The organism is Shewanella sp. KJ2020 (assembly GCF_024197625.1).
GTDB lineage: Bacteria > Pseudomonadota > Gammaproteobacteria > Enterobacterales > Shewanellaceae > Shewanella.
The window spans coordinates 30699-52350 of sequence record NZ_JAKUKD010000011.1 but is presented as its reverse complement, the minus strand read 5'-3'; the positions used below and the strand labels follow the sequence as shown (position 1 = coordinate 52350).

Below are 21652 nucleotides of genomic sequence, written 5' to 3'. Positions count from 1 at the left end.
CTAGCACTGACTATCGAGCAGGAATTTGACTTGTCGCTAAAAAACTAAGGTCAGCTTTGTTTACAATAGGATTTTTATTGTGTTTACCCCGCTTTTTTGTTTGCAACTTGCGGTTTTATCTTGGTTATTTTAAATGAAACGATATGAAATTCGGCGGATGAAGTAATGGGGCTTGATGCATATGTCAACACATTCGGCGCCGTGTGTAAGGCTAAATATGGTGAGAGGTTGCGTAAGCTAACGATAGATGCCCAATTCACTTGTCCTAACCGGGATGGCACCCTTGGGCGTGGGGGCTGCACTTTTTGCAATGTTGCTTCTTTTAGTTATCAGCAAGCGGAAACGCTCAGCATCAGTGAGCAGTTAGAACAGGGGAAAGCCCGTTATAAAGAGGCGAAACCTAAACTGAATGCTGATAAATTTATCGCGTATTTTCAGGCTTATACAAGTACCTATGATGAGTATCAAGTGCTGATGGCCAAATACGATGAGGCGGTTAAACACAGTGAGATTGTGGGCCTGAGTGTCGGCACTCGTCCCGACTGCGTGCCAGATAATGTCTTAGATTTATTAGCGAGTTATCAGCATAAGGGTGTTGATGTGTGGTTAGAGCTTGGGCTACAAACTGCAAACGACAGAACGCTGCACAAGATTAATCGCGGGCATGATTTTGCCTGTTATTCTGATACTGTTTCGCGGGCCAGAAGTCGAGGGTTAAAGGTGTGTACTCACCTTATCTTAGGTTTACCCGGTGAAACTAGCCTCGATTATATGGCGACACTACAGGCCGTGCTGGCGCAGGGAGTTGATGGTTTAAAGCTTCATCCTTTACATGTGGTTGAGGGGAGCACCATGGCGAAGGCTTGGCATGCGGGGCGCTTACCCTTACTCAATATCGAAGAGTATGCCGCGAGCGTTGGAGAGCTTATCCGGCATACACCAAAAGAGATCATTTTTCATCGCGTCACTGCCTACGCAAAAAAACCAATGTTATTAGCCCCCGATTGGTGCGCTTATCGCTGGGATGGTTTAGTGGCGATTGTGGATAATTTGCAGCGTTTGGGTGGACAAGGGGAGGCATTAGAGGGACGATGATCGCCACAGCATTTGACGACAAATGCGACAGATTGACAGTATTTACTTATTTAAATGGTTGATTATTTGTTAAATAAAAGCATTGTTGGACAACAAATGCCGCTATAAGTTGCACAGACAATTTTAGTGGGTATCATGTCATAAACTCATGTTAAGCATTGGACTACTTAAGGGGGGCCTAGATGGCCACAGTTGAATTAGAAGCAATCCTAGACCTCAATACTCTGGAACAGTACTGTAGTGCTATTGGCGCAGGGACATTACTTAAGAGTGTGGTGTTATTTGAGCAATTAATGCCTGAATATGTGGGGAACCTAGTAAAGGCTAACGATGCTGCAGACAAAGATACCCTCTGCTCCGAAGCCCATAAATTTAAAGGGGCGGCGGGATCCGTTGGTTTAAAACGCATTCAGCAGATTGCTCAATTACTGCAACACGGCGAAGAAGCGCGTTGGAATGCAGAACACGGCTCTTGGGTCGCCCAGATTGTTGAGTTTGCCAGTGCCGATTTACAACAACTCAAGTTATTCCTACAGGCTAAGGCCTAACATTAGCTTGATTTCCATTGGCGCAGTGATTATTTAAATCTTGAGTTAAGCTGCGCCAATTCATCTGTTTCTTTCCCCCTCAACATTGATTATGTTTGCCCTAAGTTGACAGTCTTTGTCTGCAAACTATGGAATATCGATTCTGCTCACAGTCCTGATAACTAATGCCAGCCTATTGTTGCTCATTTGTGCTAGAGTAGATTTAATTTTCTAATCCATAACCTTAGTGGCAATCGATAAAATGAAAAGCTTACCTAGCCTAAAAAATTTATTTTATTTGGTAAATCTCCATCAAGAACAAAATTTTAACCGCGCCGCTAAGGTGTGTTTTGTCAGTCAATCAACCTTATCTAGTGGTATTCAGAATTTAGAAGAGCAGCTTGGGCACCAATTGATTGAACGGGACCATAAGTCCTTTATGTTTACCGCTATTGGTGAGGAGGTTGTGCAGCGCGCCCGTAAAATTCTCACCGATGTGGATGATTTGGTCGAACTGGTTAAAAACCAAGGCGAGCCTATGACCGGGGATATACGTTTAGGCTGTATTCCTACCATAGCCCCGTTTTTATTGAGCCGAGTGGTACGCCAATGCCAGCAGACTTACCCGGCAATGAGTCTATTACTCAAAGAGGATACGACGGAGCGTTTACTGGATGCCTTAGGTAAAGGGGAGTTAGATTTACTTATTCTTGCACTACCTGTTGATACCAGTGGTTACCACAGCATGAAGGTAGGAATCGATCCCTTTAAGATGGTGATCCATAAAGATCTCGCGGGCGGCATTCATCAACCTATTGATTATCAAGCTTTGCCTGACGAGAGCATCTTTCTCTTACAGAGCGAACACTGCATTACAGGCCATGCCATTACCGCTTGCCAACTGGGTGATAGCGCTAAGGTCAATCCCTTTGCGGCGACGAGTTTGCACACCTTAGTACAAATGGTGAACAGTAAACTCGGAACGACTTTCTTACCGCAAATGGCTATAGATGCGGGTATTTTAAATGACACCGATTTGGTGGTGATGACACCACCGGGTGAAGCGCCATATCGTGATATCGGCTTAGTCTGGCGACAAACGACCAGTCGTATTTTAACCTTCCGCACTTTAGGGCTAATGATCCAAAAGCTGCTGGCTAAAGATACGGAATAATGGCTTAAAGGGGGGAAACGCCAAACACTTCAATCGAGTGTTGTTTTCCCTTGAGTTTGACGGGCCCTAAAGGAGACAGGCGATACTCACTATTGGGATTATCTAAGCGTCCTGCGAGTGCACCTGAAATCAACATACGTTGCCCGAGGGGATTACACTGGTCTTGCAGCCTCGCTAAGGTGTTGAGTACGTCACTAAAGAAGCTAATTTCCTGTTTTTGCACCCCAACAACAGCCGCTACCACTTGCCCGCAGTGGGCCGCCGCCTTGAACTTAGGCACAAAACCGTAGTGCTCTTCAAAGTAACGTCTTTGCCAGCTGAGTTGCTGACTAAATTCAAAATAGATATTCATACAGCGGTCGTGCACTACGCCTTCTTCCAATGGCCAATGGATAAGCACTGCATCGCCCATATAACGATAAATTTCGGCTTCGTTATTCGTTACCGTATCCGAAAGTAGGCTAAAACTGTCTTGAATTAAGCGACTAAAGCGATAATCCCCGAGGGATTCTGCGTGTGTGGTTGAAGCAACCATATCTAAATACAGGAATAAACGCTGTTCGTAGCGGGGTTTGTGGTATTTACCTAATCCAATGTTGAGTAAAATACGTGGCCCCACAAGGAGTGCCATTTGTTCGACAAAGGCTAAACTCACACGCACAACGACTAAATAAACAATTAAGGCTTGAAACGAGGGGCTGTACAGAATATGTGCCGTCAGCATCTGTCTTAAGGTCGACATATGGTTTTCAATGGCCCACATATTTAAAAACTGGGTCATGTACGCCAAGGTCGTCGCACCTAATAACAGGAATAATCCTTTGAAAATAACAGAAAATATATAGGGTAGGCGATTGATGGCGCTGAAATCGGCAATCAGGTTTGACATCCAATGCAGGCTACCGAAGATAATCCCCATGTACACGGCAAGTGTGGCGAGATCGGCCGAGCCTACCGCCCATTGGGGCAGCTCGGGTGATTGTGCATATCGAAAAAACACGAAAGCAGCCATGGCAATCGCCCAAGCTAAAATCGCAAAAAGAAGTTTTTTCGCTTGTCTACGTGTTCTCACTACTCGCTTTTTATCCGAATACGGCCATTACTTCAGGATGCCGTAGTTTATAGAAAATCATCACTAAAGTACCAGTGATATTTGTGATCTGGATCAATACAAGTCTATATTGCTACGAAAATTTAACCAAAAACCTTATTTAGTATCATTGCTGTAAAGGCTGTCTTTAAATAGAAACCGCGGGGATTGGTCATTTTGAGGCTGCCGTCCTCGGCAATGCTTTGAGTCAGAGCCTTACTATTGGCCGCTTTAGGGCGCAGTTGTAATACTTCACCGTGGCGGGCGGTGAGCTTCTCAACTTTACCTAGGGCGATAAGCTCCATGATTTCTTCCCAATCCTGTTGCAATAAGTATAACTCCTGCGGATCGGGCTCCCACAGAATGGGTGTCCCAATTCGCCGCTCACCAACGGGGATTTGCCGTTCTCCCTCGACGGGAACCCAAAGTACACGTTGCAGCTTGTGGCACACTAAACTGTTTTGCCAGGTGAGCCCTTCAATGTTGATTAGCGGGGCGACGCATACATAAGTCGTTTCGAGGGGCTTTCCCAGTGTATCGATAGGAATCGTCTTAAGCTCAACACCTAAATGTAAAAAATCCTGTTCCGGCTTTGAACCCGCAGTCGCCCCTAACTCCATTTCAATTAACTGACCGACCCAGCCCTTATCACGTTTAAGATCTTTGGGGACGGGAATGCCTCTCTGAATAGCAATTTGGGCCAAGCTAATGCCCGCCAGCATATGGGCGCGCTCAAGTAACTCGGTAAGATTCTGTGGAGGAATTATGGGTTTCATAGGGGAATTTTACTGAAAAATAAGCGCTTAGCAACAGTGGTTAAAAAGTGAGCTGCAAAGTGGATATCTGTGCCTTAATCGGTGATTGAGTTTAACTATATGATTTAAATGATGATATTGAATTGATTTCTATCAGATGATAAAAGTGTCCAAAGTTACTCTCGGCTTTCCCTTGCGTTCCCCACATAGTTATCCACAGATATTATGGATAACTCCTGAAAACTGTCTCTTTAACCCAATAAAAAATGCAAGTCAATGGCAAAAATCATCCTTAGTCTACCTAATTGTGGGCAAGTTTTTGTATGTTCTGTGTATAACATTGGCACTGATTTAAGAAATGATCATCATAGATGCCGCTGATTAAAAAATGACCTTTAATGGTGTTTTATGTAAAAAACTACAGTAATTTTTATTTATGTGTATGAATTTTAGGTTTTTATATCTTTTTTGGTCAAGGTGTTAAACTAAGCTTAATTGACGTTTTTTGAACGATCTAACAAGTTCACGGGAGTTTCAAACAGAGATATCCACAGAAAATGTGGATATCCCCCATTCATCTGACCTTGCGTTGTTGATAAATATGAATGGGTGGTTTATTTATCCAAAGCTCGGCTTAAAATAGAGGTTTGCTGAGAGACTAGCTTTATGAAACAATCAGTTTATTAAAATTTATCCTTATATGGAGTCCATGTGATTGATAGCGACGGCTTTCGCGCAAATGTGGGCATAATAATTTGTAACAGATACGGCCAAGTTATGTGGGCCAGACGCTTCGGTCAACACTCATGGCAATTCCCTCAGGGTGGTGTCGACGATGGTGAGTCGGCGGAGGAAGCTATGTACCGTGAGTTATACGAAGAGGTCGGCCTAAGACCCGAGCACGTACATATATTAACTTCGACTCGCTCTTGGTTAAGGTATCGTTTGCCAAAGCGTTTAGTGAGGCAAGACAGTAAACCTGTGTGTATTGGGCAAAAGCAAAAGTGGTTTCTGTTACAACTGAAAAGCCAAGATAGTGCGATTAATTTGAGTTCTTCGGGACATCCTGAGTTTGACGATTGGCGTTGGGTAAGTTATTGGTATCCGGTACGGCAAGTCGTTTCATTTAAGCGTGATGTTTATCGTAAGGTAATGAAAGAGTTTGCGGTAACGGCATTGTCATTCCAGACCCATGAGATACCAAGAAAGCGGGGAAGGCAAAAGGCAACAGGCTGATTTTCAAAAGAGGATTGAAAACAGTGTTAAATACGCTCAGGGATATCACCCAGGCTGTGGCATCTGCCCATAGCCTAGAAACCGCATTAGAAGTCTTAGTTTCATCGACAAAAGCAGCGATGGAAACCCAATGCTGCTCAGTTTATATCCTAGAGCAGCAGGAACTTGTGTTATCTGCCACCGATGGCCTTGAAAAAAGTGCCGTTGGTCGAGTGCGTATGCCTCTTAGCCAAGGATTGGTGGGGTTAGCCGCCGAGCGAGAAGAGGCAGTTAATTTAGCCGATGCCCGCTTGCACCCTAGATTTAAGCTCTTTCCTGAAGTGGCCGAAGAGGAATACCGCGCCTTTTTAGCTGTCCCCATTATTTACCAGAAAGCTGTAGTGGGCGTTATTGTTGTTCAACAAGCGAGTGCTCGCCAGTTTAGCGAAGGTGAAGAAGCCTTTTTGATGACGCTTGCGGCTCAGCTAGCTATGGCTGTGCGCGGCTTAAAACAAAAGGCACAGGTGAGTTCACATCACCAACAGATTCTTTTTCAAGGTACTTCAGCCTCTAATGGCATCGCCATTGCCCATGCCTTTGTGCTGGGTGGAGAGATTTCCTTGGAGCAACCCGATATACGTTGCCAAGATATCGCACTGGAGTCTAGCCGATTAGTCGCGGCGATGGCGCGGTGCAAAGAGGCAATAGGCGCACTATCCCAACGATTTGACCGTGAGCAGGATGAAGAAGTTGTCTCTATCTTCAATGCGTTGCAGTTATTGCTCGATGATGCCAGCTTAGGTGGCGAATACGCCCGTGAAGTTCAGCTAGGATGGGAGGCTGAATCCGCCGTCAGTCGTGTGTCCCTTAGGTACATCCAGCAGTTTCTGGCTATGGAGGATCCTTATCTTAAAGAGCGTGCTAGCGATATTCGTGACCTTGGGCAAAAAGTGTTGAGACAACTGATTGAGCCGGAGCGTTTAGAGCTTGAGCCCGATAAGCCCGTTATCTTAGTGACCCGTGAAGCCGATGCGACTATGTTGGCTGAATTCCCAAGGCAAAAGCTGGCGGGGATTGTGACTGAGCTTGGTGGCGTCAATTCCCATGCTGCGATTCTCGCTCGGGCGCTGGGCGTGCCAGCGATAACGGGGGTTGAACAGTTATTGTCCGCCGATATAGATCAAAAACTCTTAGTGGTTAACGCTAGCCGTGGGCAGTTGATGGTGTCCCCATCACCAGCGATTGTCAGTGAATATCGCAGTTTAATTTCGGCGCAAAAAGCCCTGCAGCGTCAATATGCTCAGGAGCTCTCGTTACCTTCAGTGACGACTGATGGCTCTCGTATCCGTTTGTATTTAAATGCCGGTTTGCTTAGTGGTGTTGCCTCTGAAATTGCCGAAGGCGCCGATGGTATTGGACTCTACCGCACTGAGATCCCTTTTATGTTGCAACAACGGTTTCCGAGTGAATCTGAGCAAGTGAAAGTGTATCAGCAGGTGTTATTGGCTGCGTCCGGTCGACCTGTTGTGATGCGTACCTTAGATGTGGGTGGTGATAAACCTTTACCTTATTTTCCGATTAAAGAAGATAACCCTTTCCTCGGGTGGCGGGGGATTCGCTTGTCACTCGATCATCCTGAACTATTTTTAGTGCAGTTAAGAGCTATGCTGCTGGCTGGGGCGCAGGGGCGGCAATTGAGTATTTTACTGCCTATGGTCAGTAATTTGGATGAGATTGATCAGTCCCTTGAATATTTACAGCAGGCGTTTATCGAATTAAAAAATGATGTCAATAGTGCGATTGTTATGCCGCGAATAGGCATAATGCTTGAGGTTCCTGCACTCTTATATCAACTCGATGAAGTGGCTAAACGTGTCGATTTTGTTTCCGTTGGGAGTAACGATCTGACTCAATATCTATTAGCCGTCGACCGTAATAATCCTAGGGTAAGCTCATTATTCGATAGCTATCATCCAGGTATTTTACGGGCTTTACACCAAGCTCTGCTCGATTGCCGCTACCACAAGCTCGATATTAGTATTTGTGGCGAATTAGCGGGTGAGCCTATGGGGTCAATCCTATTGGTGGCTATGGGGTATGATCAGCTGAGCATGAACCAAGGTAGCCTAGCACGCATCAATTACCTGTTGCGCCGAGTGGCTCGCACCGATTTGGACCAATTGCTGGCACAGGCTTTAAGTCTATCTAATGGCTTTCAAGTGCGTGAGCTAGTTAAAGAATATTTGAACTCTCAGGGCCTAGCGACAATTCTTAATTAACTAAAGTTATTTTTTGCTTTAAGCTAAGGCCTCAATTTATCACGCTGCAGGTATTCGTGTGGATAGTTTGTTGTCGGTGTTTTTTATTTGCTTGGCCTTAGGCGCATTTGTCGGTTTTATGGCGGGATTATTAGGTATTGGTGGCGGATTGATTGTCGTGCCTGCACTGCTTTATATTCTGCCATCGGTCGGTGTTACCTCTGCTCAGTTACCCCATATTGCGATTGCCACTTCATTGGCGGCTATTATTCTCACTTCAATTTCGTCGACGCGGGCGCATCACAAGCGTGGCAATATTCCTTGGCATTTATTCAAGCCTATGCTCCCTGGGCTGGTGATCGGGGCGCTTGCTTCAGGCTTTATTGCTGAACAAATTCCCGCTGACACCTTGCAGCAAGGTTTTGCTATCTTCGTCATTTTAATGACCATTCAGATGGCATATCCAGTGAAGACCGAATCGAATCGTCAGTTGCCTAATCCGGCAGTGCTTTTTGTTGTATCGGCCTTTGTTGCGGTTCTGGCTGGTTTGACCGGCATAGGTGGCGGCATACTTATTGTGCCATTTTTGACGTTTTATGGTTTGCAGATGCGTTACGCCGTTGGTTTTTCTGCGGCTATGGGATTCTTGATCTCTATTTCGGGCAGTTTTGGCTACATTATTGCGGGGATGAATGCCACTGAATTACCCTATGGTACCGTCGGATTCATCTATTTACCGGCATTGTTTGGTTTGATCATTACTTCTGTTTTAATGGCGCCTGTGGGGGTGAAAGCCGCGAGCACTTGGCCAACACCTGTACTTAAAAAGATATTTGCACTCTTTTTGCTGTGTGTCGGCCTTAAGTTAATGTTGACTTAGTTTTTATATTTACCTCTGTCTGAGGCTGCTAATGGATGTGTTATGGCGCTGAGTTTTCCCAATATCGACCCCGTGATTGTTAAATTTGGCCCCTTTGATCTTTTTGGACAAACCTTTGAGCCCGCCTTACGTTGGTATGGTTTTACCTATTTAGTGGGTTTTGTCGCCGCTATGTGGCTACTCAATCGCCAAGCCGATAGATCCCAGGGACTGTGGACGCGTGAACAAGTGTCCGATCTGTTATTTTATGGATTCCTAGGGGTGATTTTAGGCGGTAGAGTCGGATATGTGCTCTTTTATCATTTCGATTATTTTATCGCTAGCCCTATGTATTTATTTAAAATCTCAGAGGGCGGTATGTCCTTCCACGGCGGATTGATGGGCGTGATTACGGGCATGATTTATATCGCGTGGAAGCAAAAGCGTACTTTTTTTGCCGTCGCAGATATGGTGGCGCCTGTGGTGCCAATTGGCTTAGGTGCTGGGCGTATTGGTAATTTTATCAATGGAGAGCTTTGGGGACGAGTAACGGATGTACCTTGGGCCATAGTGTTTCCAAGCGGTGGACCTGAGCCACGTCATCCGTCGCAGTTGTACCAGTTTGCGCTCGAAGGTCTTGCTCTATTCTTGCTCTTGTACTGGTTTAGCAAACGTACCAACAAAGTCGGCGCAGTGTCGGGAATGTTCTTACTCGGTTACGGTATTTTCCGTGTGCTGGTGGAAACTGTCAGACAACCCGATGCACAGTTGGGACTCTATTGGGGCTTTATGACAATGGGACAGATCCTATCTGTGCCAATGATTTTATTCGGTTTATATTTAATCTTTCGTCCACAGGGTAAGCAGTAATGCAACAGTATTTAGACTTAATGAAGCACATCTTAGCTGAAGGTGTGGATAAATCCGATCGTACAGGTACAGGCACTCGTTCGGTCTTTGGCTATCAAATGCGTTTCGATTTGAGTAAGGGTTTTCCCCTAGTGACAACCAAGAAATGTCATATGCGCTCTATTATCCATGAGCTACTTTGGTTTCTAAAGGGGGATACCAATATTGCTTACCTTCGTGAAAATAAAGTCAGTATTTGGGATGAATGGGCCGATGAAAATGGCGACTTGGGGCCCGTTTATGGAGCACAGTGGCGCAGCTGGCCAACCCAAAGTGGCGATGCTATCGATCAAATTTCACAGGTGATTGCGCAAATAAAATCCCAACCCGATTCACGCCGTCTTATCGTATCGGCATGGAATGTGGGTGAACTCGATAAAATGGCCCTGGCGCCTTGCCATGCATTTTTCCAGTTTTATGTCGCCGAAGGGAAATTATCCTGTCAGCTATATCAGCGCAGCTGTGATGTGTTCCTTGGATTGCCATTCAATATCGCCAGTTATGCCCTGTTGACTATGATGGTTGCCCAGCAGTGCGATCTCGCTTTAGGGGATTTTGTATGGACTGGCGGTGACACCCATTTGTACTCCAATCATATGGAACAAACGGCGTTGCAATTAACGCGTGCGCCTAAACCTCTGCCGACCATGACAATATTGCGTAAACCTAAGTCAATTTTTGACTATCAGTTTGAAGATTTTGAACTGACTAACTACGAACCTCATCCCCATATCAAAGCCCCCGTTGCCATTTAGTGGACGTTTTTTCGGCTAACACCTCGGAAAAACCGAGGTGTTTTGTCGAAACTTACGATTATATTTGTTGTTACTATTCATCTACACTCAATTCATTATGGTTTTATGGAGTGCAAGATGGAAAAAGCAATTAGAAACTTTCTGAGCCAAGAATCGGCGGGGGGCATCCTACTATTGGTTGCCGTTGCCCTAGCTATGTTGATGGCGAATTCTCCTTTATCAGGGCTTTACCAAGGGTTTTTAGGCACTGATGTTCAGGTTCGTGTAGGCGCACTCAATATCCATAAACCTCTATTGCTCTGGATTAACGATGGCTTAATGGCATTGTTTTTCCTACTGATAGGTTTAGAGGTTAAACGCGAGTTGCTCGAAGGAGCACTGTCGAGCGTTACGCAAGCTTCCTTACCAACCTTTGCTGCAATTGGTGGCATGATCGCCCCTGCGGGGATTTATCTGTTGTTCAACTATGGCGATCCAGTAACGCAGGCGGGGTGGGCTATTCCTGCGGCAACGGATATCGCCTTTGCACTCGGGATTATGGCATTACTGGGAAGCCGTGTTCCCGTGGCGCTAAAAGTCTTCCTATTAGCATTGGCCATTATCGATGACTTAGGCGTTATCGTGATTATTGCGCTGTTTTACAGCAGTGATTTATCGACCATCAGTTTAGTGATAGCCAGTTTGGCGATTGCGGGCCTTGTTGGCTTAAACCGTAAAGGCGTGACCTCACTGACGCCATACGGAATATTCGGCCTTATTCTTTGGGTTGCGGTGCTTAAGTCTGGGGTTCATGCGACGCTGGCAGGGGTCATCATTGCCTTTTGTATACCACTTCGTGCTAAAGATGGCAGCTCGCCTTCTGAGCATTTAGAGCACAGTCTGCATCCATGGAGCACTTTCCTCATTCTGCCAGTATTTGCCTTCGCTAACGCGGGTGTTTCATTGGGAAATATGAGTTTAGATACACTTATCTCGCCGGTGCCAGTGGGAATTGCCTTAGGGTTAATCCTAGGGAAACCGATTGGGGTGATGCTGTTTAGCTTTGTGGCGGTCAAATTGAAGTTGGCGCAATTACCCGACGGTATAGGCTGGAAGCAAATTGCGCCGGTCGCGGCCATGTGCGGTATTGGTTTTACTATGTCGATGTTTATTGCCTCATTAGCCTTCGAGCAAGCGGATCCTATGTACGGTGATTTGGCCCGCTTAGGCACTTTGATGGGGTCAATTTTTGCCGCTGTGATTGGGTATTTCTGGCTATCAAAAGTATTACCTAAAAAAGGAGTATGATTATGATAAAGTTGAAATTAGTAGGAATAACTGCACTCTTAACCTTATCTTCAACTGTGATGGCTTCTCAAATTGATGCCTGCAATAAAGATGTAGCGTCACAGACCTGTCAGAGCTACCTTGAAGGTATAGTCGATGGTGCTTTGATATTTAAATCAGAGGCATTAGGCGCAAGACTCGAAACTAACAGTTATGAGTCTCGAGCGCTTAAATACCGTGGTGGCAAGCGTTTCCAAGAAGCCAACCGAACCTATTGTGCCAGTCGTATTCCTGACCGCGATACGTTAGTCTTGGGGGTCACAGAAGCCGTCAGTACTGGGACCGCTGCGGATCTAGAGCAATTACAGGGCATAGTTGTTAACCTATTGGATTGTCAGCGTTTAAAATAGCCAATAGGGGCCACATAGCTGAGCGTATGGTGAACCTTTGCAATACGGAATAAATGATAGGAAAGGTGAGTGGCTATGTTGCATTTGAATTATAACCATTTGTACTACTTTTGGATGATTAAAAAAAAGGGCTCAGTCGCTATGGCTGCTGAGGCCCTTTGCTTGACGCCGCAGACCATAACTGGGCAGATCCGCGCCTTAGAAGACAGGTTAAATGGCAGTCTATTTAAGCGAGTGGGGCGCACCTTAGAGGCGACTGAATTAGGGGCGTTGGTGTTTCGTTATGCGGATAAAATGTTCAGTCTTAGCTACGAGATGCTCGATCTACTTAACTATCAAAAAGATGATGCGATTCTGTTTGAGGTAGGCATTGCCGATGCCTTATCTAAGGCCTTGGTTAGTCGTGTTTTATTGACCGTTGTCCCGAACGATGGCTCAATGCATTTGGCTTGTTATGAAGCGACACACGAGAGTTTAATGGCACGTCTGCGTGAACATAAGTTAGATATTATCCTCTCAGATTGTGCTGGCGAGTCTTTGAAATACCCTGAAATCCTCTCGAAGAAGTTAGGCGAATGTGGCGTGAGTTTTTTCTCGGCCGAACCCTATAGTACAGATTTTCCTGCTTGTTTAGAACAGGCTCAATTACTGATCCCTGGACGTAGGACTTCCCTTGGCCAGCAGTTATATCGTTGGTTTGATGAGCAAAATCTCAACGTGAGTATTTTAGGTGAGTTTGATGATGCGGCAATGATGAAGGCATTTGGATACCTGAAGCGCGGTATTTTTGTGACGCCATCTATCTATCGTCAGGAGGTGATCTCCCATGGAATGCATTTACTCGGTGAAACCCTCGATGTGAAAGAGGAATACCATGTGATGTTTGCCGAGCGAATGATCCAACATCCGGCGGTAAAACGATTATTAGATACGGATTTCAGTGATTTGTTTGCGGGTCTCGATGCTCAAGTGCAGCAATGCTAATTTGGGCTCTTACACTAGTCCTCAATCGACACCCTAGTGAATGAACTGGTAGACTAAGGCCAAATTTGTTTTGGGAGAAAAACCTTGGAATTAATGAACATTGCACGGGTGCGTTGGGCATGTCGCCGCGGGATGCTGGAGCTAGACGTACTGTTTCAACCCTTCGTAGAACATGTTTATCAAGATTTGTCCGATGAAGATAAAGCCGTGTTTATTCGCTTACTCGAGTGTGAAGATCCGGAATTATTCGCGTGGTTTATGGGCCATGAAACCTGCCCTGACGCTGAGTTAGCTCGTATGGTGGTGAAAGTTCGTGGAAGAGCGGCACCATAGTTTTAGTGTTAAAGCCTCCTTCGACCAACGACTCTCGTTGGTCGTTTTTATGTCTATTTGCCTATCATCTTTGCTCGCTTGGCCCCAAACAGAATCCTTTGGCATTTTTCTATTAAAATTGGCAATTATTTCGCTGATTGTGTGTTTTTTGCTGTATCAACTTTGGCGACTAAAAGATTGGCAATTCAGTTTTGTACTCAATCGCAATGGCGAGGGGCGGCTTGCTACTGGGGAGCATTTTCAGGTGCTGCGGCGAACTTGGGTGACCCCGTTTGTATGTTTGATGTATCTCGATATCGATGCTAAACCGCGGTTATTGCCGCTTTGGGCCGATATGTTTACCGATGCTGATTATCGGCATTTATGTCGTTTGCTGCTCAATGCTAAAACATTGCAGGCTAAATCTCGTACTGAAATTTAGCCTGCAAAATGTAGAAGTGATTTATTTCTCTGGCTGTAAAATGGTTGGCAGTGGTGAGTCTAGTTTGCCTGGATGATCAATATTGTAATGCAATCCACGGCTTTCCTTACGCTCCATCGCGCAGCGAATGATAAGTTCAGCCACTTGCACTAGATTACGCAGTTCGAGCAGGTTATTGCTGACCTTGAAGTTGCTGTAATACTCTTGGATTTCCTGTTGAAGCATTAAACAGCGGCGCAGTGCCCGTTCGAGACGCTTATCCGAGCGCACAATACCGACATAATCCCACATAAATAGCCGCAGTTCGTGCCAGTTATGGGCAATCACAACCTCTTCATCCGAATTTGATACTTTACTCTCATCCCAAGGTGGAATTTGTCCAGGCAGAGTGATTTTATGCAGTTGGCTCTCAATATCCTGTGAGGCGGCGCGGGCAAATACCAGACATTCGAGCAGGGAATTACTCGCCAGACGATTGGCGCCATGAAGGCCGGTATAGGCAACTTCACCAATGGCATAGAGTCCATTGAGATCCGTTTGGCCATGCAAGTCTGTCATTACGCCGCCACAGGTATAGTGGGCTGCGGGGACGACAGGGATAGGACCTTGAGTGATATCTATGCCTAATTCTAAGCAGCGACTGTAAATCGTCGGGAAATGCTTGATGATAAAGTCGCTATCTTTATGGCTAATATCCAAATAAACGCAGTCGGCACCGAGACGCTTCATCTCATAATCGATGGCCCGGGCCACAATATCGCGGGGAGCGAGTTCAGCGCGCTCATCAAAGTCTGGCATAAAACGGCTACCGTCTGGGCGACGTAAATAAGCCCCTTCACCGCGCAGTGCTTCGGTCAGCAAAAAGTTACGCGCATCGGCATGGTACAAACACGTCGGGTGGAATTGGTTGAATTCCATATTGGCGACACGGCAACCTGCGCGCCAGGCCATGGCAATACCATCACCGCTGGCGACATCGGGATTTGAGGTATATTGGTAAACTTTAGAACTACCGCCCGTGGCTAATGCGACAAATTTGGCCTTAACGGTTTCAACGTGTTCTTCGTTGCGATTCCACACGTAAGCGCCTAACACTCGGTTTCCTGGGCGGTTAAGCTTACGGGTGGTAATAAGATCGATGGCGTTATAGCGTTCCAACACTTTAATGTTGGGGTGGGCAAGTGCGCGTTCTTGCAGCGTCGTTTGCACTTCTTTGCCCGTCGCATCTGCGGCATGCAAAATACGTCTATGACTATGGCCACCTTCACGGGTGAGATGATAGGGCGCATCCTTAGCATTGCCATCGTTGGTTTCTTCTTTATCGAAGGCGACGCCACATTCGATAAGCCATTGCATGGCACTTTTTGCGTTTTCTGCGGTAAACGTCACGACTTCTTTATCGCATAAACCCGCTCCCGCGACTAAAGTATCGGCCACATGGGATTCGATAGTGTCACTTTCATCGAAGACGGAGGCTATTCCGCCTTGGGCATAGTACGTGGACCCTTCCGAGAGCGGGCCTTTTGAAAGCAGAATTACGTTTGCTTTTTCAGCAAGATGCAAAGCTAGTGTCAGACCTGCGGCACCGCTACCTATGACTAATATGTCAGATTGGTGTTCAACTACTTGTTTCATCGGGTATCATGATGTGACTGAGAGTGCCATCTATGGTAAACCAACTGACGAAATATGGGTACTTTCCTTTTATCCTTACTTTTTTTGTATAATTTTAAGAACTTTTTCAAAGCACGCTAGTCTACATAAGTGAATATGATTCGAGCGACTGAGAAATCAGCATTTTAGATTTGGGAGAAGTCGGCTCGGATGAGTGGACAAATTAGTGATCAACAATTAGTTGAGCGCGTGCAACGGGGAGATAAAAACGCTTTTAACCTGTTAGTGCTTAAATATCAAAGTAAAGTTATTAGCTTGATTTCGCGCTATGTGCGTAACCAAGCCGACGTTACCGATGTGGCACAGGAAGCGTTTATCAAAGCTTATCGGGCTTTGCCAAACTTTCGCGGAGAAAGTGCGTTTTATACCTGGTTGTACCGTATTGCAGTAAACACTGCGAAGAATTATCTCGTATCACAGGGGCGTAGGGCGCCCGCGAATGATGTTGATGCTGAAGATGCCGAGTATTATGAAGGTAGTGATGCGCTAAAGGAGTTTGCCTCCCCAGAGCGGCTGATGTTATCGGATGAAATCAAAAAAGTGATTTTCGATACCTTAGAAACACTGCCAGAAGAATTACGAATGGCCATCTCCTTGCGTGAGCTCGATGGTATGAGTTACGAAGATATTGCCATAGTGATGGATTGCCCCGTTGGGACCGTGAGATCGCGTATCTTCCGTGCTCGAGAGGCCATCGATAAAAAGCTCCAGCCTTTACTGGAAGCCTAAGTTCTTATACTAAGTTAGTTCTTATATTAAGAAAACTCTTATATTTAGACAGGTGAACAATGGATAAATTAGGTCAAGAATGGGTATCTGCCGCGGTCGATGGAGAGACTGATGCGCAGACCATGGCAGAATTAGTTGCCGATACGCATTCGCATAATAAATGGCATAACTATCATATGATAGGCGATGCCATGCGTGGCGAGTTGCCGCAGAATATTGTGTTAGATCTTTCCGCTAGCATTGCCGCTGCAATTGAACTTGAACCTGCGATTGTCGCCCCACAAGTGACGGCTTCTGAAGTCGATGCTCCAGTAACGACACAAGTCGCTGTTAATGCAGGCACAGTTATTAATGCTGGTAATAGTCGCGTTGTGCCATTGTTTAAACAGTTTGGTCAATACGCTATCGCGGCAACTGTGGCTATGTTTGCGATTGTCGGCGTGCAAAATTACAATCAAACGGCCGATGATGTTGCATCTCCATCGCCAGTATTGGTCACCCGTCCTTTGGTGGGTAGTGCGTCTCCTGTGAGTTTACAAACCGGGGCAGTGCAACAAAACCAAGGTTATACTAATGATCAAATGAACGAGCAACGCCGCCGAATAAATACTTATATTCAAGATCATATGTTGCAACAACGATTGAATACTGGGGCGGTTATAGAAGACAATACCGAGGTTATTCCCGTTCCGTTCAATCAGTAGTAAGGAGTTAGCTTGCGTCTAATCCTGTTGGCTTTATTAGCCTTGGTGTTCCCTGCAATGGCGCAGGAAGATATGCCCGCCAAAGTCTGGCTCGATAAAATGAGTCAGGCGTTAAAAGAGAAAGAGTTTAAAGCATCGATTATTCAACTTCAGGCCGATCATATTCGGCCTTTGGTTTATCTTCACGGCAAAGTAAATGAACAAGAGGTTGCTTTTTTAGAGTACCTCAATGGCCCCCCAAAGAATGCGGTACGTGTGGGGGATCGTGTGACCTTTATTGAACACGACCAACCGGCATACAGCATTATTTCCAATCATATTCAAGGTGTTTGGCCTGCGGCATTTTCCTCTAAAATGAGCGATTTAGAAGTCGGTTATCAATTCGTGCTCGGTGGTCGAACGCGTATTGCTGGCCGCCCTGGGCAAATGATCCGCTTGTTACCAAATGATGAGTATCGTTATGGTTTTCAGATCTGGCTCGATATGGAGACATATTTACCGTTGCGATACGACATGTTGACCCAAGATAAACAACTGCTTGAGCAAATCATGGTCATTGAATTGATTGAACTCCATGAGCCGCCAGCGATTCTACTGGAAGCCTACAAACAAGAATGGCCAGCGGTTATCGATCAAGCCGAGCGGCAAGATGGCCAAAATTGGCAATTCTCTTGGTTACCTGCGGGTTTTACCGTTGTTGTGCGCGATCATCACCGTTTAATCGGTAGCCATGAAGCGGTGGAATATATAGCATTGACCGATGGACTCGCCAATATTTCCGTTTATGTGGCCAGAGCTGGCTCGAGTCCATTGCCGGAGGAGTTAATCACCCGCAATGGTTTATCGCTGGTCTCTGAAAAAGTGGGTAATGCTGAAGTGGTCGCCGTAGGTAAAGTGCCGACAGAAACCCTTTCACGCATTGCAAAAAGCCTCAGACTAGAATAGGGCGCAGCACTATGATGGAAGAAGTGGCAAGGGTGATTGCCTGTGACAATCAGGGCTGGCTCAGGGTTGAAGTTGAGCTTAAGAGCACCTGTAAGAGTTGCAGTAGTAGTGAGTCCTGCGGTACTTCTGCCGTGGCGCAGGCTTTTTCAGCCAAGACCCAACAATTCTCCATTCAAAGCGAGCGTCACTGCGAGCCCGGTGAACTTCTGAAGTTAGGTCTTCCCGAGAGCGTTATTCTAAAAGCGGCCGCCTTGGTCTACCTATTGCCTTTGTTGGGTTTGTTTGTCGGGGCCGTTTTAGGGCAATTTGTCGCTCATCTTATCCAATTGAATCCTGATCTTAGTGCCATGGCTTTTGCCGCCCTTGGCACTTTGTTGGCTTGGTGGTTTGGAAAACAGCGGGCTAAACGGCTCGAAGTGGATGCAAAGCCCGTGATTTTGGCTTATTTAGGTATGGGCGTCAGTTTAGGTAAATTAACCGATTAGTTTCAGTCTATTAGCCGTTTAAGATAGAAAGTTAATTTGCGACTTTCATGCCTTTTGGTGGCATAAATGTAACTAGGAGTGAATCTGATTGGTATTGAAACCGCAATCAGGTACAATTTCGCTCCTTTGAACCGTATCCATTTTCAGTATTAGTCATTGCAGCATAATGAAACACATTAGAAACTTCTCAATTATTGCCCATATCGACCATGGTAAATCGACGCTATCAGATCGTCTTATTCAGGTTTGTGGCGGTTTAACCGACCGTGAAATGGATGCTCAAGTGCTCGATTCTATGGATCTTGAGCGTGAGCGTGGTATCACGATTAAGGCACAAAGTGTCACCCTAGACTACAAGGCTAAAGATGGCCAAGTCTATCAACTCAACTTTATTGATACCCCTGGCCATGTCGACTTTTCCTATGAAGTGTCACGTTCATTAGCGGCCTGCGAAGGCGCATTGCTGGTGGTGGATGCTGGTCAGGGCGTAGAAGCTCAGACTCTGGCAAACTGTTATACCGCACTGGATATGAATCTCGATGTGGTGCCTATTTTAAACAAGATCGACTTACCGCAAGCCGACCCTGAGCGTGTTGCCGCCGAAATCGAAGATATTGTCGGCATAGATGCGATGAATGCCGTGCGTTGTTCCGCTAAAACCGGTGTCGGTGTCGATGATGTGTTAGAAGTGATCGTGGCACAGATCCCGCCACCAGAGGGTAATCCGGATGCGCCGCTGCAAGCCTTAATCATCGATTCTTGGTTTGATAGCTATTTAGGCGTAGTGTCCTTAGTGCGCATTAAACACGGTAGCCTGAAGAAAGGCGATAAGTTTAAGGTGATGTCGACCGGACAAAACCATACCGCCGATCGCGTCGGTATTTTCACGCCAAAGCAAACCGATAAAGCCGAGCTAAAAACCGGTGAGGTAGGTTTTGTGATCGCAGGTATTAAGGAGATCCACGGCGCGCCCGTGGGCGATACTTTGACGCTTGCCAAGAATGGCGCGGATAAGCCTTTACCTGGTTTTAAAAAGGTGAAACCGCAGGTTTACGCGGGTGTATTCCCTATTTCGACCGATGAATATGAAAACTTCCGTGATGCGTTAAACAAACTCAGCCTAAATGATGCTTCATTGTTCTTCGAACCTGAAAGTTCATCGGCCCTTGGCTTTGGTTTCCGTATTGGCTATTTAGGCCTGCTCCATATGGAAATCATTCAAGAACGTTTAGAGCGTGAATACAATCTTGAGCTGATTACAACGGCACCAACGGTAGTCTATGAAGTGGTGATGACTAACGGTGAAGTTGTCTATGTCGATAACCCGTCAGATTTACCCGCGATTAACAATATCGAAGAAATGCGTGAGCCGATTGTTGAGGCCAATATTTTAGTGCCAAAAGAATACTTAGGTAACGTGATTACCCTATGTATTGAAAAACGTGGCACTCAGGTGAACATGGTTTACCACGGTAACCAAGTGGCTGTGACCTATCATCTGCCAATGGCAGAAGTGGTGATGGACTTCTTCGACCGTTTGAAATCAACCAGCCGTGGCTATGCATCACTCGAATATAACTTTATTCGCTTCGATCCCGCTGACATGGTGCGCTTAGACATCTTGATTAACGGCGACCGAGTCGATGCCCTCGCTATGGTTATCCACAGATCAAACATTCGTCACCGTGGTTTGGCGTTAGTTGAAAAGATGAAAGAGCTGATCCCGCGCCAAATGTTTGATATTGCGATTCAAGCAGCCGTTGGTAGCCAGATTATTGCCCGTTCAACCGTAAAAGCCCTGCGTAAAGACGTTACGGCTAAGTGTTACGGCGGCGACGTTTCCCGTAAGAAAAAACTCTTAAATAAACAAAAAGAGGGTAAGAAACGGATGAAGCAAGTGGGTAACGTTGAGGTGCCACAGGAGGCATTCTTGGCGGTACTGAAACTCAACGAGTAATCCTGAGTCACAGCATGACAATTTAGTTCACTATTGCGCCGCAGATTGCGGCGCTTTAGTTAGGTTATCGCATGATTTTGTGGTGTTTATGATGAAATGCGGTAAGTTAACTAAAGCTCGATAGTCGAAATACCATAGTCGCTAGGTTAAGAACCTTTAATTATTTCCAGGCAGGAGTTCAATAAGCAATGGCAGCCTATTTTTCCATTATTTTAGTGCTGGTAACCCTGATTTCAGGGCTTATCTGGTTAGTCGATGTGCTGATGTTTGCCCCTAAGCGCCGCGAGAGTTTAGCGTTGGCAAAGGCATCACAGGCGAATTTAACCGAAGAAGCCGAGTACCAAATCATTCGTGAGTCGACCCTAGTCGAAACTGCGCATTCTATCTTCCCTGTGATTGCCTTTGTGTTGATCCTGCGCTCCTTTATTTATGAGCCATTTCAAATCCCCTCGGGTTCTATGATGCCAACCCTGTTGGTGGGAGATTTTATTCTGGTGGAAAAGTTTAGTTATGGCCTTAAAGATCCCGTATGGCGAACTAAACTGGTTGAAACGGGCAAGCCTGAACGTGGCGATGTGATCGTATTTAAATACCCTGAAAATCCGCAAATTGACTATATCAAGCGCGTTGTCGGATTACCGGGTGACCGAGTGATTTATCGTAATAAGCAGTTGATGATCCAAAAGGCCTGCGATACTCAGCAGACAAATTGTCCAGAAGCGGAAGTGGTAGCACGTACCGAGATTAGCCGTGGCGATTTTAGCCAAGACGGGGTGCCATTATTACGTTATACCGAGCAATTAGGCGAAGTGGCCCACGATATTTTAATCAACCCAAGCCGTCCTGATATGTTGGGTTACTTTAAGCGTGAAGCTAACTTACCCGCAGGCGAGTTCCTCGTGCCAGAAGGGCATTACTTTGCCATGGGAGATAACCGCGATAACAGTACCGACAGTCGTTTCTGGGGCTTTGTCCCCGAAGAAAACTTGGTGGGTAAAGCGGTCGCGATTTGGATAAGTTTTGAATTTGACCGCGCAGCCGCCGATTTCTTGCCAACTTGGGTACCAAGCGGAGTGCGTTTTGAGCGTGTAGGTGGAATAAAATAGC

The 21652-nt window shown here is 45.9% G+C and carries 22 protein-coding genes; 19 read left to right on the top strand and 3 right to left on the bottom strand.

The genetic code is table 11. The features are described from left to right. The first annotated feature begins 165 nt into the window (after nt 1-165). The 3 genes from MJO46_RS06705 (at nt 166) to oxyR (ending at nt 2796) form a co-directional block, all read left to right on the top strand. The gene (locus MJO46_RS06705) at nt 166-1095 is read left to right on the top strand and encodes a TIGR01212 family radical SAM protein (RefSeq protein ID WP_253988652.1); all 930 of its coding nucleotides are present in this window, start codon (nt 166-168) and stop codon (nt 1093-1095) included. 182 nt (nt 1096-1277) lie between these two features. Beyond that, nucleotides 1278-1643, top strand: coding sequence for an Hpt domain-containing protein (locus MJO46_RS06700; protein WP_253988651.1), 366 nt, complete (start codon nt 1278-1280; stop codon nt 1641-1643). Nucleotides 1644-1884: 241 nt separating this feature from the next. Beyond that, a complete protein-coding gene (gene oxyR / locus MJO46_RS06695) occupies nt 1885-2796 on the top strand; it encodes a hydrogen peroxide-inducible genes transcriptional activator OxyR (protein ID WP_253988650.1) in 912 nt (303 codons plus the stop codon). Between the two features lie 4 nt (nt 2797-2800). Here oxyR and MJO46_RS06690 read toward each other — a convergent pair whose 3' ends face one another. Together MJO46_RS06690 and mutH are read right to left on the bottom strand one after the other, a co-directional pair. Further along, complete coding sequence (locus MJO46_RS06690; protein WP_198782676.1) at nt 2801-3868, bottom strand: adenylate/guanylate cyclase domain-containing protein; 1068 nt, start codon at nt 3866-3868, stop codon at nt 2801-2803. A gap of 122 nt (nt 3869-3990) precedes the next feature. Next, nucleotides 3991-4662 (bottom strand): DNA mismatch repair endonuclease MutH, encoded by a 672-nt coding sequence (gene mutH, locus MJO46_RS06685; protein WP_253988649.1) that lies wholly within the window; start codon nt 4660-4662, stop codon nt 3991-3993. Between the two features lie 690 nt (nt 4663-5352). On the opposite strand from mutH, the gene rppH reads away from it, so the two are divergent. The 10 genes from rppH to MJO46_RS06635 all read left to right on the top strand — a co-directional run bounded on the left by rppH (nt 5353) and on the right by MJO46_RS06635 (nt 14051). After that, a complete protein-coding gene (rppH, locus tag MJO46_RS06680) occupies nt 5353-5877 on the top strand; it encodes an RNA pyrophosphohydrolase (RefSeq protein WP_198782678.1) in 525 nt (174 codons plus the stop codon). 23 nt (nt 5878-5900) lie between these two features. Continuing rightward, on the top strand, nt 5901-8135 hold the full coding sequence (ptsP, locus tag MJO46_RS06675) for a phosphoenolpyruvate--protein phosphotransferase (protein WP_253988648.1): 2235 nt from the start codon (nt 5901-5903) through the stop codon (nt 8133-8135). Between the two features lie 58 nt (nt 8136-8193). After that, on the top strand, nt 8194-8994 hold the full coding sequence (locus MJO46_RS06670) for a sulfite exporter TauE/SafE family protein (protein ID WP_253988647.1): 801 nt from the start codon (nt 8194-8196) through the stop codon (nt 8992-8994). Nucleotides 8995-9036: 42 nt separating this feature from the next. Then, nucleotides 9037-9843 carry a prolipoprotein diacylglyceryl transferase gene (gene lgt / locus MJO46_RS06665; RefSeq protein ID WP_253988646.1) on the top strand — a complete coding sequence of 269 codons (807 nt, stop codon included), beginning with the start codon at nt 9037-9039 and terminating at the stop codon, nt 9841-9843. Continuing rightward, nucleotides 9843-10637, top strand: a complete 795-nt coding sequence (gene thyA / locus MJO46_RS06660; protein WP_253988645.1) for a thymidylate synthase — start codon at nt 9843-9845, stop codon at nt 10635-10637. The genes lgt and thyA overlap by 1 nt, the downstream gene beginning before the upstream one ends. A 117-nt stretch (nt 10638-10754) precedes the next feature. Continuing rightward, on the top strand, nt 10755-11924 hold the full coding sequence (gene nhaA / locus MJO46_RS06655; RefSeq protein ID WP_253988644.1) for a Na+/H+ antiporter NhaA: 1170 nt from the start codon (nt 10755-10757) through the stop codon (nt 11922-11924). Between the two features lie 2 nt (nt 11925-11926). Beyond that, a complete protein-coding gene (locus MJO46_RS06650) occupies nt 11927-12313 on the top strand; it encodes a hypothetical protein (RefSeq protein ID WP_253988643.1) in 387 nt (128 codons plus the stop codon). Nucleotides 12314-12388: 75 nt separating this feature from the next. Next, the gene (gene nhaR / locus MJO46_RS06645) at nt 12389-13297 is read left to right on the top strand and encodes a transcriptional activator NhaR (protein WP_253988642.1); all 909 of its coding nucleotides are present in this window, start codon (nt 12389-12391) and stop codon (nt 13295-13297) included. An 84-nt stretch (nt 13298-13381) separates the two neighbouring features. Further along, nucleotides 13382-13630 carry a succinate dehydrogenase assembly factor 2 gene (locus tag MJO46_RS06640; RefSeq protein WP_253988641.1) on the top strand — a complete coding sequence of 83 codons (249 nt, stop codon included), beginning with the start codon at nt 13382-13384 and terminating at the stop codon, nt 13628-13630. Continuing rightward, complete coding sequence (locus MJO46_RS06635; protein ID WP_253988640.1) at nt 13611-14051, top strand: protein YgfX; 441 nt, start codon at nt 13611-13613, stop codon at nt 14049-14051. The genes MJO46_RS06640 and MJO46_RS06635 overlap by 20 nt, the downstream gene beginning before the upstream one ends. Before the next feature lie 21 nt (nt 14052-14072). Here MJO46_RS06635 and nadB read toward each other — a convergent pair whose 3' ends face one another. After that, entirely contained in the window at nt 14073-15686 is a 1614-nt protein-coding gene (gene nadB, locus MJO46_RS06630) for an L-aspartate oxidase (protein WP_253988639.1), read from the bottom strand. A 189-nt stretch (nt 15687-15875) separates the two neighbouring features. Between nadB and rpoE the strand changes: the two genes are divergently transcribed. The 6 genes from rpoE to lepB all read left to right on the top strand — a co-directional run bounded on the left by rpoE (nt 15876) and on the right by lepB (nt 21651). Continuing rightward, a complete protein-coding gene (gene rpoE, locus MJO46_RS06625) occupies nt 15876-16454 on the top strand; it encodes an RNA polymerase sigma factor RpoE (RefSeq protein ID WP_198782689.1) in 579 nt (192 codons plus the stop codon). Between the two features lie 59 nt (nt 16455-16513). Then, nucleotides 16514-17158, top strand: coding sequence for a sigma-E factor negative regulatory protein (locus MJO46_RS06620; RefSeq protein ID WP_253988638.1), 645 nt, complete (start codon nt 16514-16516; stop codon nt 17156-17158). A 12-nt stretch (nt 17159-17170) separates the two neighbouring features. Then, entirely contained in the window at nt 17171-18103 is a 933-nt protein-coding gene (locus MJO46_RS06615) for a MucB/RseB C-terminal domain-containing protein (protein ID WP_253988637.1), read from the top strand. Between the two features lie 11 nt (nt 18104-18114). Continuing rightward, nucleotides 18115-18588 carry a SoxR reducing system RseC family protein gene (locus MJO46_RS06610; RefSeq protein ID WP_253988636.1) on the top strand — a complete coding sequence of 158 codons (474 nt, stop codon included), beginning with the start codon at nt 18115-18117 and terminating at the stop codon, nt 18586-18588. 166 nt (nt 18589-18754) lie between these two features. After that, nucleotides 18755-20545, top strand: a complete 1791-nt coding sequence (gene lepA / locus MJO46_RS06605) for a translation elongation factor 4 (protein ID WP_253988635.1) — start codon at nt 18755-18757, stop codon at nt 20543-20545. Between the two features lie 188 nt (nt 20546-20733). Then, entirely contained in the window at nt 20734-21651 is a 918-nt protein-coding gene (gene lepB, locus MJO46_RS06600; protein WP_253988634.1) for a signal peptidase I, read from the top strand. Nucleotide 21652 lies beyond the last annotated feature (1 nt).

What these genes read in the sequence shown, in the direction of transcription:
- MJO46_RS06705 (WP_253988652.1), top strand. Translation starts at nt 166, where the DNA reads ATGGGGCTTGATGCATATGTCAACACATTCGGCGCCGTGTGTAAGGCT.
- MJO46_RS06700 (WP_253988651.1), top strand. Translation starts at nt 1,278, where the DNA reads ATGGCCACAGTTGAATTAGAAGCAATCCTAGACCTCAATACTCTGGAA.
- oxyR (WP_253988650.1), top strand. Translation starts at nt 1,885, where the DNA reads ATGAAAAGCTTACCTAGCCTAAAAAATTTATTTTATTTGGTAAATCTC.
- mutH (WP_253988649.1), bottom strand. Translation starts at nt 4,662, where the DNA reads ATGAAACCCATAATTCCTCCACAGAATCTTACCGAGTTACTTGAGCGC.
- lgt (WP_253988646.1), top strand. Translation starts at nt 9,037, where the DNA reads ATGGCGCTGAGTTTTCCCAATATCGACCCCGTGATTGTTAAATTTGGC.
- thyA (WP_253988645.1), top strand. Translation starts at nt 9,843, where the DNA reads ATGCAACAGTATTTAGACTTAATGAAGCACATCTTAGCTGAAGGTGTG.
- nhaA (WP_253988644.1), top strand. Translation starts at nt 10,755, where the DNA reads ATGGAAAAAGCAATTAGAAACTTTCTGAGCCAAGAATCGGCGGGGGGC.
- MJO46_RS06650 (WP_253988643.1), top strand. Translation starts at nt 11,927, where the DNA reads ATGATAAAGTTGAAATTAGTAGGAATAACTGCACTCTTAACCTTATCT.
- nhaR (WP_253988642.1), top strand. Translation starts at nt 12,389, where the DNA reads ATGTTGCATTTGAATTATAACCATTTGTACTACTTTTGGATGATTAAA.
- nadB (WP_253988639.1), bottom strand. Translation starts at nt 15,686, where the DNA reads ATGAAACAAGTAGTTGAACACCAATCTGACATATTAGTCATAGGTAGC.
- rpoE (WP_198782689.1), top strand. Translation starts at nt 15,876, where the DNA reads ATGAGTGGACAAATTAGTGATCAACAATTAGTTGAGCGCGTGCAACGG.
- MJO46_RS06620 (WP_253988638.1), top strand. Translation starts at nt 16,514, where the DNA reads ATGGATAAATTAGGTCAAGAATGGGTATCTGCCGCGGTCGATGGAGAG.
- MJO46_RS06610 (WP_253988636.1), top strand. Translation starts at nt 18,115, where the DNA reads ATGATGGAAGAAGTGGCAAGGGTGATTGCCTGTGACAATCAGGGCTGG.
- lepA (WP_253988635.1), top strand. Translation starts at nt 18,755, where the DNA reads ATGAAACACATTAGAAACTTCTCAATTATTGCCCATATCGACCATGGT.
- lepB (WP_253988634.1), top strand. Translation starts at nt 20,734, where the DNA reads ATGGCAGCCTATTTTTCCATTATTTTAGTGCTGGTAACCCTGATTTCA.